The following is a 13782-nucleotide window of genomic DNA, read 5'->3' on the forward strand; positions in this document are numbered from 1 at the left end:
GTCAGTGGCAGGCAGTGCATTTCGCGAACCGCATACACGCGATCTTTTTCAGGAGCGCGGAAATGAACGTCAAGCCTTTGCTCGCTGCCGTTGTCGTCTTGACGATGGCCTGCCCTGCGTTGTCTCAACCCCAGACCTCGGTGGAGGTTACAAAGGGAACAGATAAAGCTACGGTGGTCGGAACGACCAAGGTCACGGCCACGATCGTTGCCATCGACCCGGCCACCCGAACCGTTACGCTCAAAGACAAAAGAGGAAAGGTCGTGGAGCTGGAGGTAGGGGAAGAAGCGCGCAACTTTGAACAGCTCAAGGTGGGTGACGTGGTCACCACCGAATACAAGGAAGCGATGTCCCTGAGCCTCTCGAAAACCAGCGGCCCGCGTTCCGCCTCGCAGCGTCAGATAGAACAGCGGGCTGCTCCGGGCGCCAAACCCGGAGGGACGATCGGACGTGAGATCACCATCATGGCCGACGTCATCAACGTCGACGCGAAAGCGCAGACTGTCACGTTGAAGGGCCCGCGAGGCAACAAGGTCGATCTGATTGTCGAAGACCCCGCGCAACTGAAGAACATCCGCAAGGGAGATCAGGTGGAGGTCGTGTACACGGAAGCGCTCGCAATTTCCGTTGCGCCCGGCGCGAGCCAATAGAACGGCCGTCAAGCAGTAGTCCGACCGTTCCACGCCGATGTCTGGCATCGCGCCTTCCTTTCGCGACGACTCCGGCTCTAACGAGGCTTGATCGCGATGAGACAAGTATCGGCAACCTGTGAGGAGACGGATGATGCTGCTCACACCCATTACCCAGCGAACGTTGTCGAGAGAACTGCTTGATGTCCTGATCCGCGCCGGGCTGATCGCTGTTCTGGCCGTATTCTGCTTTCGCATCTTTGTCCCGTTCCTCAGCCTGATGATCTGGGCGTTGATCCTGGCGGTCACGCTCTATCCGTTGCAGGTGAAGCTCAGACGCTGGCTCTCCAACAAGGATGGGCTCGCCGCAACGTTGATCGTTCTCATTGCCTTCGCAATCATTCTGGTGCCGACGTACCTGCTGGGCGTAGCGCTCGCCGACTCTGCCGCGCACATCGTGGCCGTATTGCAAAGCGGAACCTTCCGCATCCCGGCACCGGCGGAATCGGTGGCGGGATGGCCGCTCGTGGGCCAGCGGGTCTATGACTTCTGGTCGCAGGCTGCCAATGACATGACCGGCCTCGCGCAGCGATTCGCGCCGCAATTGAAGGATGCGGGACTCGCACTGTTCGGGACGGTCACCGGTCTTGGTGCAGCGCTGCTGATCTTCTTCATTGCATTGATCGTCGCGGGCATTTTCATGGCGTACGGGGAGAAAGGGCACCAAAGCGCCGTGCAGATTGCCTCGCGGATCTCGGGCCCGGAGAACGGCCGACAGATTGCGGATTTGTGCACGGCCACCATTCGAGCGGTGGCTCAGGGCGTGGTCGGAATCGCGTTCATTCAGATGCTGCTGATCGGTATCGGCTTCGTGGTGATGGGCATTCCCGGTGCAGGATTGCTCGCGCTCGCCGTCCTGTTGGTGGGCATCATGCAATTGCCCGCCACGCTGATCACGATCCCGGTGATCATTTTCGTCATTGTCACCGACGGTGCCAGTACGGCGACGATCATCTTCTCGGTCTATGTCTTTATTGCAGGTCTGGCCGATAACGTCCTCAAGCCATTGATGCTGGGGCGTGGTGTCGCCGTGCCAATGCCAGTGGTTCTGATCGGTGCGCTCGGCGGGATGGTTTCGGGTGGCGTCATTGGCTTGTTCATCGGCCCCGTGATGCTTGCGGTTGGTTACCAACTGTTCTGGCGATGGGTGAGACAGTTGCCGGCACAACGGGACACAGGCACGGAAAAGCAGCATGCGGTGGGTGTTCGCCGATAACCCGCGTCCCTGCGCTGCTCTGCCTTGGTCATGTGAAGGACGTGCATCCACGTTGAATTGGACGCGCATCAGCGATGAAAGGAATTCTCGCCGGCCCGCTTGCTGCAATCGCAATCGCCTGCACGCTCGCGGGGTGTGTCGCGCCTTTATCGACGACGTCCGCACTCGGCTACAAGGAACGGGCCGTCACACGTAGCGAGGACCTTCTGCGAGTGTCGGCCGCGGCGCTCTCGTGGGACGAAAGTACTGCCGTATATGGAGTGCCACTCGCCTCTGAAGGCGTTCAGCCGGTCTGGATCGAGGTCGAGAATAAAAGCGACGACAGCTATTTCCTGCTCTCGCCGGGCGTTGATCCGAATTTTTTCCCGGCGTCCGAAGTTGCGGAGGCTTTTGTCCAGAGAAACCCGCGCGACGTCCCCGCTGAACTGGACCGACGTTTTCGCGAGCTTGCGTTTCCCAACCCGGTGTGGCCCAGGCGCACGATTTCCGGTTTCGTGCTGACCAACCTGCAGGAGGGCGTGAAGTTCGTGCAAATAGACTTGGTTGCCAACCAGCGCGCAGCGACATTCTCGCTCTTCGTGCCGGTTCCGGGCTTCCAGGCCGACTATAAGACGAGTGAAGTTTTCATCCGCGACCTGTACCCGCGCGAAGCGGTCACGAATTACACGGACGACAATGCCTTCCGCGCCGCCATTGAAGCGCTGCCATGCTGTGCGACCAACGAGGACGGCACGAAAAACGGCGACCCCCTCAATCTCGTGATAGTGGGCGGGCTGGACGACGCCTTTCCCGCGCTCGTTCGGCGCGGATGGACGCCCACGGAAACAAAATGGTCGGGCGCCATCATGAAGCTCATAACCGCGGCTTTGGCCGGCGAACGATACGTCAACGCGCCGGTGAGCGATCTTTATCTGTTTGGTCGGCCGCAAGACCTCGCATTGCAGAAAGCACGCGGCACGATCCACGAACGTAACCACCTGCGGCTCTGGTTGAGCCCGATGCGCTATAACGACAAGCCTGTCTGGGTCGGCCAGATCAGTCGCGATATCGGCGTTCGGCTCACCATTCACTCGCCGACTCTCACCACACACAAGATCGATCCTGATGTGGACGAGGCGCGCAGCGCGCTGAGCGAAGACATGGCATATTCGCAAAGCCTGAAAAAGCTCGGTCTGGTGAAAGGCAGTGATGCTGCTCCGCAAGGCGCCCCGCGAAAGAACCTCACGTTGGACCCCTACTACACCGATGGTTATCGCATCGTGTTGTTGTTCGACCGGAAGCCGACATCCCTTTCGGAGATCAGCTTCTTTCGCTGGGATACCCCTGGCGCTCGCCAGCAAGGCGATTCCGGAGCCGGACAATGAACCGGCGTCGGCGGTTGCGTCATGGGCTCGGTTTCCTTTGCTTCGCTTTGATTTTCGTGCTGGCAAGCTGCGCAACGTGGCAAACGCCGACGAACACCGATGACTCGGGCATTCGCGCGCGTGCGGTGACTGCAACAAGCCGCGGTGTAAAGGTCAGCGCGACGGTGCTAAGCGCAGACGACAGCAAGCGCATGTTCGGCGCCGATCTCAATGCCGCGCATATACAGCCGGTCTGGATCGAGATCACGAACGGAACTACCCAAGCCTTGTGGTTGTTGCGATCGGGAACCGACCCGAAATACTTTTCCCCGCTCGAAGTGGCGTGGTCAATGCACACGCTGCTCGATAGTGCGACGAACGCACGCATCGACGACTATTTCAACAAACTCGGGTTCAGAAACCCGATTCCGCCCGGCGCCACTCACACGGGAATGCTCTTCACGAACGAGGACCGCGGCACGAAGCTCTGCAACATCGATCTGTTTGCGGACCGCACGCTGATTCCGTTCTCGCTTTTTCTTCCTGTGCCCGGCGGCGGAGATCCGCGTTTCGAGGACACCTTCTTCCACTATCCCGAAGCTGAAGTCACCAATTACGACGACCTTTCTTCTCTGAGAGCGGCACTGGAACGGATGCCGTGCTGCGCGACGGATGCCAGCGGGACCGGTCAGGGCGATCCGCTCAACGGAGTCTTCATCGGCGGTCTTGACAACCTCGGCGCGGCCGCCGTCCGGCGGGGCTACCATGGAATCAAGCGCGAATCGGACCTCGCCCAGCGACTGTATGGCCGCGCCCCCGATTTCGTCCTGAGCAGGCAGGCGTCCGCCGAGGCCCCGTCGACCTGGATACGAGCGTGGCTTGCGCCCATCCGGTTTCGGAACCAGGCCGTCTTCGTGGCGCAGATCGGCCGGCCAGTCGCAGGGCGCTTCGCGGTCAAGCGGCACGCGGGCCTTACGCTTCAGGCGGACGTCGACGAGGCCAGAAATCTGCTGCTTCAGGACATGACTTATTCGGGCGGACTGGAGAGCGTGGGATTCGTGTATGGCGTCGGGCCAGCGCCTTTGTCTCAGCCACGCACGACGCTCGACGGTGCCCCGTATCACACGGACGGATTGCGCGCGGTGCTGTTCTTTGCGACCCGTCCATTGAGCCTGTCGGACATCCGGTTTGTCGACTGGGTCCCTTATCTGCAACCGGCCGGCGCTGGCAAAGTCGAGACGAGAAACGATGACCGCAACTAGAAGACGCCCCGAACGGGGAGTTGGCGTGCTCCCGAGGGCGGCGTCATTTCGCACTTTGCGCGACGTCGTCACCATGCTCGCGCCATTATCGATTTGCCTTGCACTCGTCGCCTGCGCGTCGAAACCGCTGATCCCGTACTCGACCGATACACCGCCACTTGCCTTGGTTCCGGCGTCATATGCAGGCGTGGAAGACAGACGAGGCCGTTTCCGCGAGATCTATTGTGCGGTGCTGGAAGCAGGCGGATCTAAGTTACCCGACTACCGACCCTGCGACGATGCGCTGACGCGCGTAGGCGCCGAGCCCGGCGGCACCGGCAAGCCGGTCGATCTCGGTCCATCCAGGCGGCACCTCGTCGCGGCGATCGTGGCGGGTATCGGCTACGACTGCTTTAAACCCTGGTTGAACCCGCCCCGCACCGTCGCGAGCCACGTGCGCCAGTTCGGCTACGACGCGATGCTCCTGCCGGTCGATGCGCTATCGAGTTCCGCCCGCAACGCTCGCCAGATTCGCGACGCGATCATGGCCATGCCTTCAGATGCGGGCGCGCCGCGACTCGTGCTGATGGGCTATTCCAAGGGTGCACCCGATATCCTGGAAGCGCTGGTCGACTATCCGGAGATCCGAAGCCATGTCGCGGCGATGGTCAGCGTGGCCGGAGCAATTGGTGGCTCACCACTGGCGAACGACGTCGAGCAATACCACGCCGAGTTGCTCCAGCATTTTCCGGGCGCCGCCTGCACGGAAGGGGACGGCGGTGGCGTGCAAAGCCTGAGACCCGCGTCTCGAAGGGCGTGGCTCGCGCAGCATCCGCTTCCCGATGGACCGCGCTACTACTCGGTCGTCACGTTTCCTTCGCAAACGCGCATCTCGTCGATCCTCGAGTCGAGCTATGACAAGCTGGCCCGCATCGATGCGCGCAATGACAGTCAGGTTATCTTCTATGACCAGATAGTGCCCGGAAGCGCGTTGCTGGGTTATGTGAACGCGGATCACTGGGCCATCGCGGTGCCCATCGAGCGGTCCCATCCAACGGTTGGCTCGATCTTCGTCACGCGGAACGACTATCCGCGTGAGGCACTGACGGAAGCGATCCTGCGCTTCGTCGAGGAAGACCTCGACCTGCACCGCTGAGTCCCGACGCGAGTGTGCGCACATCCGGCGCCCACGCAAAAAAAATCCCGCCACTCAAAGGTGGCGGGAAGACAGGAACTACAGCAACGCTACGGAACGCGTGAACGGCGAGCGCCGCAACGAATGCGGCGCTCGTGAGTTACTTGTGCTCCTCAGCGGAGTTCGTGATGGCGTGACCGCCCTTCGAGATATCCTGGCCCGCTCCTGAGATCGTGTTGCAACCCGCGAGAGCCGCCGTGCCGGCGATCAGCAGCAAAGCGATAAGTCGAGTCATGTTTATTCCCCCTGGATTTGAAAAGTGCAACAGGAATCGGGTTGGCGCGTCGGGGCGCCTTGTCGATGCCTGTCCGCACCGGTGTAATCAATCATAAAAAAGCGGGTGGTCCGAAGCTGTAGGCACGCATGCGATTTTGTTGTCGGCAGCGTCCGCATTTCGTGTCGGCGTCGTCCTACGCGGAGGGCGCGGCGATAGACGTATCGGCGCTGCGCTCGCGCGGCATCGACACGCTGATCGCCGTGCCGTGCGGCGTCGCACGCTCGATCTCGAAGCGCCCGCCGCGCGCCGACACGCGCTGGCGCATGCCGACGAGGCCGTGCGTTTGCGTGCGCTTCAGGTCCTGCGGCCGGATGCCGATGCCGTCGTCGGTGATCGAGAGCGACACGCTTTCTTCATCGACCGCGAGCGCCACGCGGATGCGGCTCGCGTGCGCATACTTTGCCGCGTTCGTGAGCGTTTCCTGCGCGACGCGAAAGAGCGCGATCTCGATCGCCTCGCCGAGCTTCACGTCCTCGCCCGGCAGATCGAACTCGACGCTCCAGCCATTGCGCTGCGCGGCTTCATCGGCGAGCGAGCGCAGCGCCGTCACGAGGCCGAAGTTGGCGAGCACCGTCGGGCGCATGTCCTCGATGATGCGGCGCTTCAACGCGATGCCCTGATCGAGATTGCCGAGCGCGCGCGCGAGCTTCTCGGCCATCGCGGGTTCGGTGTCCCTGAGCTTGCCGCGTACCCACGCGACATCCATCTTGCTCGCGGTGAGGATCGAGCCGAGTTCGTCATGCAATTCGCGCGCGAGCTCCGTCTTCTCGTTCTCGCTGACCGACTGCAAATGCCACGCGAGCGCTTCGAGCTGCCGCGTGCGCGCGAACACGAGCTGATCGAGCTCTTCCTGCTGCGTGATGAGCGCTTTCTGCACGCGCGCCTGCTTGTCGAGCTGGATGCCCAGATTGCGAAAGAGCAAGAGGAACAACACGATGTTGAGCGCGCACAACGCGGCGACGCATAGCGTCGAGATGCGCTGATCGGCGCGGCTCGCGTCTAGCGCGTGTTGCGCGCGCTGTTCCTCGTTCAGACGCAGCAGCGACAGCGCCGCGTCGAGGGTCGCGCTCGCGTCGGGCGGCGCAGGCACGAGCGCGGACGCGCCGGCATCCGCGTCCTGCGGCGGACCGTCGAGACGCGCCGTGCCTTGCGCGATTGCATCGTCGGCGGCGGCGCGGATCTGCGCGAAGCTGGCGAGCGCGGTGTCGTCGCCGATGCGCCGGTAGTACGCATCGAGCGATGCGAGCGCGCGCCGCACGCGCGCGGCCGTTTCCCGGAAATGCGCCTGATACGCGGTGTCGGGCTGCAACGCAAAGCCGCGTTCGTCGGCGGTGAGGGTGACGATATCGGCGGCGAGCGTCGAAAGCTGCGCGGTCGCGCCTTTCGCGTCGAGCGCGGTTTCATACTCCGACGCGATGCGCATGCGTCCCGATTCCAGAATGACGAGCCCGCCTACCGTGATGACGATCGCCACCGTCATCGCGACCGCCCAGCTGTAGCGGCGCATCCATTCGTTCAAGCGCGCCGCGCGGCGGGCGATCCCGGCCGGCGCGGGCGCGGGCGTGGCCGCTTTCGGCGCGGCCGGCTCATCGGTGGCGAAGGAAGGCGCTTCGTCCGGAAGGATCGTAGGTATCGCGGCGCGCGGTACGTGGCTCATGGTGTCGGTGCAGCGGCGTTTCACGTCGGGAAGCGGAATTGAAAGCAAGTGTCGGTGGATTCCCACAGCAAAAAAGGAGCCTGCCCGAATGCGCGGCGCAAAGCGCATGGCTAGCATGAATCCGTCATCCACTCATACGGGGAACGATCATGTTGAAGTGGGCGTTGTTTTTCGCGATCGTGGCCGTGATCGCAGGCGTGTTGGGCTTCACCGGCGTCGCCGCCGGGGCTGCCGCCATCGCCAAATTCCTGTTCGTGCTGTTCCTGATCCTGTGCGTCGTGTTCCTGGTGCTCGGCTTCATCGTCACGAAGAAAGCCATCGATTAGCGCCGGTTCCGTCAGCATCGCCGGACCGTTTTCCAACCACTCGTGAAGGAGGTCACATGCTCCACTACGCTGCAGTCTTCTTCGTCATCGCGCTCATCGCGGCCGTCTTCGGCTTCACCGGCATCGCGGCCGGCGCGGCGGAAATTGCGAAGATCCTTTTCTTCATTTTTCTCGTCGTGTTCGTGGTCACGCTGCTCCTCGGCGTGTTCCGAACGTGATGCCCTGATCCGGGCGAAAGCCAGGAGCCACCAAGCCGCGCGCGGGATTCACGACCGTCGCGCGGCTTTTTCGATGGACCAGGCATGGTGCATGCATCGGAGTCCCTGATTGGATAGCAGGGCTCTATGCGGGCCGCGCCTGCAGGAGTCTGCTCCAGCGACCGTCATCTCATTCCATTACAGAGGAGCGAATCAAATGTCCAAATCGTCTGCTGTAAAAGCCGCGCCGGGCCAGTCTACGGACGCCTTCGTCCTCGATGTCGAAAAGATTCGCGCCGACGCGCGCCAGCACATGGACGAAGGCGCGGTGACGACGGGTTACGGCGCCGACCGCGAGACTGTGCTGAAGCTGCTCAACGACTCGCTCGCCACGGAAATCGTCTGCACGCTGCGCTACAAGCGTCACTACTTCATGGCGAAGGGCATTCACTCGGAAGCCGTCGCGCAGGAGTTTCTCGAGCACGCGAACGAGGAGCAGCAGCACGCTGATACGCTCGCCGAGCGCATCGTGCAGCTTGGCGGCGCGCCGAATTTCGCGCCGGACGGCCTCTCGTCGCGCTCGCATTCCGAGTACACCGAAGGCAAGGATCTGATCGACATGATCCGCGAGAACCTGATCGCCGAGCGCATCGCGATCGATACCTACCGCGAGATCATTCGCTATCTCGGCGACAAGGACGTCACGACGCGGCGCATCTTCGAGGAGATTCTGGCCGTCGAGGAAGAGCACGCCGACGACATGGCCGACCTGCTGGAAGGCCGCAACGGCTAAGAGCGATGCCGCCGGATGCGCGCGAAAGCGTATCCGGCGCTCTGCATGACATGTCCGATCAACTCCTGGAAGAACGTCCGGCAGCGCGGACGACGCGAATGATTCGAGTCTTGATAGCCGACGACCACGCGATCGTGCGCAGCGGGTTCAGGCAGTTCGTCGCCGACGAACCCGACATGGAGGTGGCCGCCGAAGCCGCGACCGGCGATGAGGCCATTGCGCGCGTGCGCGAGCAGGCGTTCGACGTCGTGCTGCTCGACATCGCGATGCCGGATAAAAACGGCGTCGACACCTTGCGCGTGATCAAGCAGATCCGGCCGGAGCAGGGCGTGCTGATGCTCTCGGGTTTTCCGGAGAGCCAGTACGCGATCAACCTGCTGAAAGCGGGCGCGAACGGCTATCTGAACAAGGACGCCGCGCCCGATGAGATCGTGCGCGCGATCCGCACGGTGGCGCGCGGGCATCGGTATCTGTCGGAGTTCATCGCCGATGCGCTCGCCGACAAGCTCGACAAGCCCGCCGCGGAGCGCCCGCACGAACTGCTGTCGGAGCGCGAGTTTCAGATCTTCTGCAAGCTCGCGGGCGGCCGGATTCCGACGGAAATCGCGCAGGAGCTGCATCTGTCGGTGAAGACGGTGAGCACGTATCGCGCGCGCGTGCTCGAGAAAATGCGGCTGTCCAATAACGCCGACCTCACGTATTACGCGATCAAGAACGGCCTGATCGAGTAGCGGCGCGCCGCTCGAATTCCGCGCCGTTCGTTCGGGCGCAGCACAGCCGGGAGGCGCCCGACGTGGGCAATCACATCACCACCGACGACGGAGCAGGGCAAGCGGACGCGCGGCGCGCGCCGCTCGCGGTGCTGCTGATCGAGGATTCGCCGCTGATCCGCCGCAGCCTGACCGAAGCCATCGACGCGCTCGGGCCATGGCGCGTGACCGCGTTCGCCGACGCGCCGGACGACGCCATCGCGCTGTTGTCGTCGCAGGCGTTCGACGCGGTGATCGTCGATCTGCAACTCAGGCGCGGCTCGGGCCTCGACGTGCTCGCGTGGCTCGAAGCGAGCGGTGCGGCCCGCTCGCGCGGCGCGTTCGTCGCGGTGCTGACCAATCATGCGCTGCCCGCGTATCGCGAGCGCTGCCTGCAATATGGCGTGCGCCACTTCTTCGACAAGTCGCTCGAATTCGACCGCGTGCTCGACGCGCTCTGCGGCTACGCGCGCGAGCGGGCGTGAGCGCCTTGTTGCCTTAGCGCCGCGCGCGTCCGCGCCAGTGGCTGAAGGCGGCGAGACCCGTCGCCGCGAGGCCCGCGAGACAGACGCCCGTCCAGCCCATCGCGTCCCACGCAAGCGACGCGAGCGCCGACCCCGCCGCCCCGCCGATGAAATACGCGACCATGTAGACCGTGTTCACGCGGCTGCGCGCCTCGGGCTTGAGCGCGTAGATGCGCGACTGGTTCGAGATCTGCGCGGCCTGCACGCCGATATCGAGCACGATCACGCCGACGACGAGCCCCGCGATGCTCTTCGCCGAGAACGCGAAGATGACGAACGACAGCGCCACGAGCCCGATGCACAGCGCGATGACGGCGCGCGGCCCGCGCCTGTCGGCGGATTTGCCCGCGAGTGGGGCGGCGAGCGCGCCCGCCGCGCCGACGATCCCGAAAAGCCCGGCTGCCTGCGGCCCCATGTGAAACGGCTCGCCCGCGAGCAGCAGCGTGAGCACCGACCAGAAGATGCTGAACGCGGCGAAGAGCGCGCCGCCGGTCAGCGCCGCCTCGCGCAGCACTGCGTTCTCCACCGCGAGATGCCACATGGAGCCGAGCAGCTTGCCGTAGGGCAGCGTGGAGGTGGGCCGGCTCTTCGGCAGCCGCGCGACTACAACGGCCGCGAGCGCGATGGTCGCGAGCACGGACGCGCCGAACACCGCGCGCCAGCCGAAATACTCCGCGACGAAGCCGGACACCGTGCGCGCGAGCAGGATGCCGAGCAGAAGCCCGCTCATCACCGTCCCGACGGCGTGGCCGCGCTCGGCGGCGGGCGCGAGTTCGGCGGAGAACGGCACGGCCTGCTGCGCGATCGTCGACACGATGCCGATTGCGAGGCTCGCCGCGATCAGGACCACGAGCGTCGGCGCGCTGGCCGCGGCCACGAGCGATGCGCCGAGCGCCGCCAGTTGCAGCAGGATCAGCAGACGCCGGTCGAAGCGGTCGCCGAGCGGCGCGAGCACGAGCATGCCGAGCGCGTAGCCGAGCTGCGTCGACGCGGGTACAGCGCCGATCAGCCGCGCGCTCTCGGGAAAGCTCGCGCGGAAGTCGCCGAGCAGCGGCTGGTTGAAGTAGATGTTTGCCACCGAGACGCCCGCGATGGTCGCGAGCAGCCACAGCGTGGCGCGCGAATAGTGCGGATGACGTTCCGGCGGATGCGATTGAGGCGAAGTGGGCATGGATCGAAGGCGATGACGGCGAGCCGCCGATCATACTGAAGACGCGCGAGCGGCGCTGAACGTCACGCGAAGGGCCGTGGTCCGCCGCCTTGCTCGACGCTCATGCAGTGCGTGACGAGGCCGAGACCGGCGCGCCACAGATGCAGCCCGAATCCGGGCGGCTCCATCACGAAGGCTTCCGGGCCGTCGGGCTTCAGTTGCAGCGCGACCTGATGCGCGGTCGAAGGCGCGCACCATACGATCGTGCCGCCGAACCGGGCGCTGATCGCCCGATGCACGTGCCCGCACACGATCCGCTCGACGTTCGGATGGCGCCGCAGGAGCGCGTCGAGCGCGCGGCTGTCGTCGGGGGCGAGGCGGATGTCGTCCATGAAGCCGATGCCGCACGCGAAGGGCGGATGATGCATGCCGATCAGCACGGGCCGCTCGCGGCACGCGTCGAGCTGCGCTTCGAGCCAGGCGAGGCGCGTCGCGCACAGGCGGCCCGCGCCCGAGCCGGGATCGAGCGTGTCGAGCGCGATCACGCGCACATCGCCGACATCGAATGCGTATTGCACGAAGCCGTCGTCGTTCGCGAGCTCGGGGCGGCCGCCGAACACCGCGCGCAGGGCGTCACGGTCGTCGTGGTTGCCGACGAGCAGGCGCCACGGCATCGCGAGCCTGTCGAGCAGCGTGCGCAGATGCCGGTATTCTTCGATGCCGCCCGCATCGACGAGATCGCCCGTGATCAGCGCGGCGTCGGGGCGCGGGTCGAGCGCATTGAGCGCATCGATGGCGCGGGCGAGGAAGGCGGCTGTATCGACGCGCCCGTAGGCGAGCGTGCCCGGCGGCGTGATGTGCAAATCGCTGATCTGGGCGAGCAGCATGCGCGTGTCTCTCCTCGTCGCGGGCGGATTCCTGGTTTAGTCGTCGGATGCGGCGACCGGCGGCTTCGGCGCGAGCTTCGCGGGCACGAGCCACTGGAAGCCGGTCATCGATGTCTCGCTGAACGTGCATTCCGCGGCCGCGGCCACGGACACCGGTTTGGTGGCGGGCGACTTCGGTGGATTCTGGATCGTGCCGTGCACGACCACCCGCGAGCCATGATAACTCGCGCCGGAACCGGTGATTTTGAGGGGCGCGCTCGCGGCGTCGGGATAATCGGCGCGCGCCTTCTCCTTGCAGGCTTCGACGTTCTTGTAATAGGGCGTGCAGCCCGCCAGGAACGCGAGCGGAATCGAGAGCAGGGCGAAGAGCAGGTGGCGGGAGCGAAGATTCATCGATGAAATTCGGACGATGCCCGATGCCGCGGGGGCGTCGGAGCGGGATGGATTCGGGGCGAAGCTTTATAACACGCGCGCGGCCGTGCATCACTGTAGTGCATTGCGGCGAGGCGCGCGCGGGGCGTGCATGCTTGTTTTATCGCGCGAAGCGGTAGCACAATCGGCACTGTCATTCGACGAGCACGTTCCTCACCCATGGAGACCGCCATGCAGAAGGACATCGAAGTAGGCGATTATCTGCTCGCCATGCAGGCCGTGGCCAGGCCGCTCGTGGGCGATGCCGACGCCGACGTGGCGCCCTCGGAGGGCTACGCGATCCGCGTGCGCGTGACGCGGCTCGACCAGAAGCCGGTGCACGGTTCGACGCTCGCCGACGATTCCGGCGAGATGCTGGGCGACCATGGGCCGTTCGAGACCGTCGCGGAGGCTATCGCGCATGGCGAGGCGTGGGGACGGCATTACGTCGCGCGCGTGCTGGGGCATTCAGTGTAGCGCCTCAGTCCGCGAAAGAGGGGAGCGCTCCCCGCGTCAGGCGGGTGCCAGGCGAAAAGGCGCGTCGCTAGACTCTGGCTTATCGACCGGAACATCGCCGGAGGCTGCCATGACGCCCGTCGCGCTTTACATCACGCCCCATTACATCGCTTCGGTGCGCAGAGGCAAGGCGCGCGACTGCTTCGGCGGGACGGTGCGCTTCATCGGCGTGGATGCGCTGCCGTTCGATATCGAGCACGTGTGCCTGCTCGATCGCGATACGGCGATCGAGGCGCTGTTCGATGCGGTGAGGGACGCGGAGCGGTTGTTGAATGCGGTGTGAGGACTGCGTTCGCCGGTGTCGTGGAGGATCGGAGTTCAACCGCGGATTTGACCGGTGCTGTGATTGCCTGGTGCCGGGGACCGGACTCGAACCGGCAAGCCGTGAGGCGGCGGATTTTAAGTCCGCTATGTTTACCAATTTCATCACCCCGGCAGGGCGGACGCGATTCTACCATTGCGCCGCATCGAGCCAAAACCGCGACGTCGCGCACCGAGGTCGCGTGCCGCGCCGTTCGACAGGGCCGCGCACGTCTCCCATAATCAGCGGCGGACCCTTCGGCCCCGCATGAAACGACGCGAGACCGACGGCTGGCAAAACCAGCAAAAGC

The 13782-nt window shown here is 64.4% G+C and carries 17 protein-coding genes and 1 tRNA gene; 12 read left to right on the plus strand and 6 right to left on the minus strand.

All coding sequences use genetic code 11. The features are described 5' to 3' along the window. Nucleotides 1–62: 62 nt before the first annotated feature. The 5 genes from AC1Z32_RS18720 (at nucleotide 63) to AC1Z32_RS18740 (ending at nucleotide 5645) form a co-directional block, all read left to right on the plus strand. Complete coding sequence (locus AC1Z32_RS18720; protein ID WP_483480016.1) at nucleotides 63–650, plus strand: hypothetical protein; 588 nt, start codon at nucleotides 63–65, stop codon at nucleotides 648–650. Nucleotides 651–783: 133 nt separating this feature from the next. Further along, complete coding sequence (locus AC1Z32_RS18725) at nucleotides 784–1905, plus strand: AI-2E family transporter (protein WP_483481678.1); 1122 nt, start codon at nucleotides 784–786, stop codon at nucleotides 1903–1905. Nucleotides 1906–1979: 74 nt separating this feature from the next. Continuing rightward, complete coding sequence (locus tag AC1Z32_RS18730; RefSeq protein WP_483480017.1) at nucleotides 1980–3269, plus strand: LssY C-terminal domain-containing protein; 1290 nt, start codon at nucleotides 1980–1982, stop codon at nucleotides 3267–3269. Next, nucleotides 3266–4510 (plus strand): LssY C-terminal domain-containing protein, encoded by a 1245-nt coding sequence (locus AC1Z32_RS18735; RefSeq protein WP_483480018.1) that lies wholly within the window; start codon nucleotides 3266–3268, stop codon nucleotides 4508–4510. Before AC1Z32_RS18730 ends, AC1Z32_RS18735 begins: the two co-directional genes overlap by 4 nt. Before the next feature lie 73 nt (nucleotides 4511–4583). Then, entirely contained in the window at nucleotides 4584–5645 is a 1062-nt protein-coding gene (locus AC1Z32_RS18740) for a hypothetical protein (protein ID WP_483481679.1), read from the plus strand. A gap of 139 nt (nucleotides 5646–5784) precedes the next feature. Here AC1Z32_RS18740 and AC1Z32_RS18745 read toward each other — a convergent pair whose 3' ends face one another. Both AC1Z32_RS18745 and AC1Z32_RS18750 read right to left on the minus strand, forming a co-directional pair. Continuing rightward, a complete protein-coding gene (locus AC1Z32_RS18745) occupies nucleotides 5785–5919 on the minus strand; it encodes an entericidin A/B family lipoprotein (protein ID WP_050334179.1) in 135 nt (44 codons plus the stop codon). Between the two features lie 175 nt (nucleotides 5920–6094). Continuing rightward, nucleotides 6095–7618, minus strand: a complete 1524-nt coding sequence (locus AC1Z32_RS18750) for a sensor histidine kinase (RefSeq protein ID WP_483480019.1) — start codon at nucleotides 7616–7618, stop codon at nucleotides 6095–6097. Nucleotides 7619–7767: 149 nt separating this feature from the next. On the opposite strand from AC1Z32_RS18750, the gene AC1Z32_RS18755 reads away from it, so the two are divergent. The 5 genes from AC1Z32_RS18755 (at nucleotide 7768) to AC1Z32_RS18775 (ending at nucleotide 10168) form a co-directional block, all read left to right on the plus strand. After that, complete coding sequence (locus tag AC1Z32_RS18755) at nucleotides 7768–7944, plus strand: DUF1328 domain-containing protein (RefSeq protein WP_074173382.1); 177 nt, start codon at nucleotides 7768–7770, stop codon at nucleotides 7942–7944. A gap of 56 nt (nucleotides 7945–8000) precedes the next feature. Next, nucleotides 8001–8162, plus strand: coding sequence for a DUF1328 family protein (locus AC1Z32_RS18760; protein ID WP_008350559.1), 162 nt, complete (start codon nucleotides 8001–8003; stop codon nucleotides 8160–8162). 196 nt (nucleotides 8163–8358) lie between these two features. Continuing rightward, on the plus strand, nucleotides 8359–8934 hold the full coding sequence (locus AC1Z32_RS18765) for a ferritin-like domain-containing protein (protein ID WP_483480020.1): 576 nt from the start codon (nucleotides 8359–8361) through the stop codon (nucleotides 8932–8934). A 98-nt stretch (nucleotides 8935–9032) separates the two neighbouring features. Further along, a complete protein-coding gene (locus tag AC1Z32_RS18770; protein WP_483480021.1) occupies nucleotides 9033–9665 on the plus strand; it encodes a response regulator in 633 nt (210 codons plus the stop codon). Between the two features lie 62 nt (nucleotides 9666–9727). Next, nucleotides 9728–10168: a response regulator gene (locus AC1Z32_RS18775; RefSeq protein ID WP_483480022.1), complete on the plus strand. Its 441-nt coding sequence runs from the start codon at nucleotides 9728–9730 to the stop codon at nucleotides 10166–10168. 13 nt (nucleotides 10169–10181) lie between these two features. On the opposite strand, the gene AC1Z32_RS18780 is transcribed toward AC1Z32_RS18775, so the two are convergent. The 3 genes from AC1Z32_RS18780 to AC1Z32_RS18790 form a co-directional block, all read right to left on the minus strand. After that, on the minus strand, nucleotides 10182–11378 hold the full coding sequence (locus AC1Z32_RS18780; RefSeq protein WP_483480023.1) for an MFS transporter: 1197 nt from the start codon (nucleotides 11376–11378) through the stop codon (nucleotides 10182–10184). Between the two features lie 62 nt (nucleotides 11379–11440). Further along, nucleotides 11441–12244 (minus strand): phosphodiesterase, encoded by an 804-nt coding sequence (locus tag AC1Z32_RS18785; protein WP_483480024.1) that lies wholly within the window; start codon nucleotides 12242–12244, stop codon nucleotides 11441–11443. A gap of 36 nt (nucleotides 12245–12280) precedes the next feature. Further along, on the minus strand, nucleotides 12281–12637 hold the full coding sequence (locus AC1Z32_RS18790; RefSeq protein ID WP_483480025.1) for a hypothetical protein: 357 nt from the start codon (nucleotides 12635–12637) through the stop codon (nucleotides 12281–12283). Between the two features lie 210 nt (nucleotides 12638–12847). On the opposite strand from AC1Z32_RS18790, the gene AC1Z32_RS18795 reads away from it, so the two are divergent. Both AC1Z32_RS18795 and AC1Z32_RS18800 read left to right on the plus strand, forming a co-directional pair. After that, nucleotides 12848–13132 carry a hypothetical protein gene (locus tag AC1Z32_RS18795; RefSeq protein WP_483480026.1) on the plus strand — a complete coding sequence of 95 codons (285 nt, stop codon included), beginning with the start codon at nucleotides 12848–12850 and terminating at the stop codon, nucleotides 13130–13132. A gap of 109 nt (nucleotides 13133–13241) precedes the next feature. Then, entirely contained in the window at nucleotides 13242–13454 is a 213-nt protein-coding gene (locus AC1Z32_RS18800) for a hypothetical protein (RefSeq protein WP_483480027.1), read from the plus strand. A gap of 68 nt (nucleotides 13455–13522) precedes the next feature. On the opposite strand, the gene AC1Z32_RS18805 is transcribed toward AC1Z32_RS18800, so the two are convergent. Then, nucleotides 13523–13607 (minus strand) — tRNA-Leu (locus AC1Z32_RS18805). Between the last annotated feature and the right edge of the window lie 175 nt (nucleotides 13608–13782).

The sequence above is a fragment of the Caballeronia sp. 11_S32 genome, from assembly GCF_056930355.1.

Excerpts from the sequence above, each read along its gene's own strand:
- AC1Z32_RS18740 (WP_483481679.1), top strand. The coding sequence starts at position 4,584 with ATGCTCGCGCCATTATCGATTTGCCTTGCACTCGTCGCCTGCGCGTCG.
- AC1Z32_RS18725 (WP_483481678.1), top strand. The coding sequence starts at position 784 with ATGCTGCTCACACCCATTACCCAGCGAACGTTGTCGAGAGAACTGCTT.
- AC1Z32_RS18750 (WP_483480019.1), bottom strand. The coding sequence starts at position 7,618 with ATGAGCCACGTACCGCGCGCCGCGATACCTACGATCCTTCCGGACGAA.
- AC1Z32_RS18780 (WP_483480023.1), bottom strand. The coding sequence starts at position 11,378 with ATGCCCACTTCGCCTCAATCGCATCCGCCGGAACGTCATCCGCACTAT.
- AC1Z32_RS18800 (WP_483480027.1), top strand. The coding sequence starts at position 13,242 with ATGACGCCCGTCGCGCTTTACATCACGCCCCATTACATCGCTTCGGTG.
- AC1Z32_RS18735 (WP_483480018.1), top strand. The coding sequence starts at position 3,266 with ATGAACCGGCGTCGGCGGTTGCGTCATGGGCTCGGTTTCCTTTGCTTC.
- AC1Z32_RS18765 (WP_483480020.1), top strand. The coding sequence starts at position 8,359 with ATGTCCAAATCGTCTGCTGTAAAAGCCGCGCCGGGCCAGTCTACGGAC.
- AC1Z32_RS18790 (WP_483480025.1), bottom strand. The coding sequence starts at position 12,637 with ATGAATCTTCGCTCCCGCCACCTGCTCTTCGCCCTGCTCTCGATTCCG.
- AC1Z32_RS18755 (WP_074173382.1), top strand. The coding sequence starts at position 7,768 with ATGTTGAAGTGGGCGTTGTTTTTCGCGATCGTGGCCGTGATCGCAGGC.
- AC1Z32_RS18730 (WP_483480017.1), top strand. The coding sequence starts at position 1,980 with ATGAAAGGAATTCTCGCCGGCCCGCTTGCTGCAATCGCAATCGCCTGC.
- AC1Z32_RS18760 (WP_008350559.1), top strand. The coding sequence starts at position 8,001 with ATGCTCCACTACGCTGCAGTCTTCTTCGTCATCGCGCTCATCGCGGCC.
- AC1Z32_RS18720 (WP_483480016.1), top strand. The coding sequence starts at position 63 with ATGAACGTCAAGCCTTTGCTCGCTGCCGTTGTCGTCTTGACGATGGCC.
- AC1Z32_RS18745 (WP_050334179.1), bottom strand. The coding sequence starts at position 5,919 with ATGACTCGACTTATCGCTTTGCTGCTGATCGCCGGCACGGCGGCTCTC.
- AC1Z32_RS18770 (WP_483480021.1), top strand. The coding sequence starts at position 9,033 with ATGATTCGAGTCTTGATAGCCGACGACCACGCGATCGTGCGCAGCGGG.
- AC1Z32_RS18785 (WP_483480024.1), bottom strand. The coding sequence starts at position 12,244 with ATGCTGCTCGCCCAGATCAGCGATTTGCACATCACGCCGCCGGGCACG.
- AC1Z32_RS18795 (WP_483480026.1), top strand. The coding sequence starts at position 12,848 with ATGCAGAAGGACATCGAAGTAGGCGATTATCTGCTCGCCATGCAGGCC.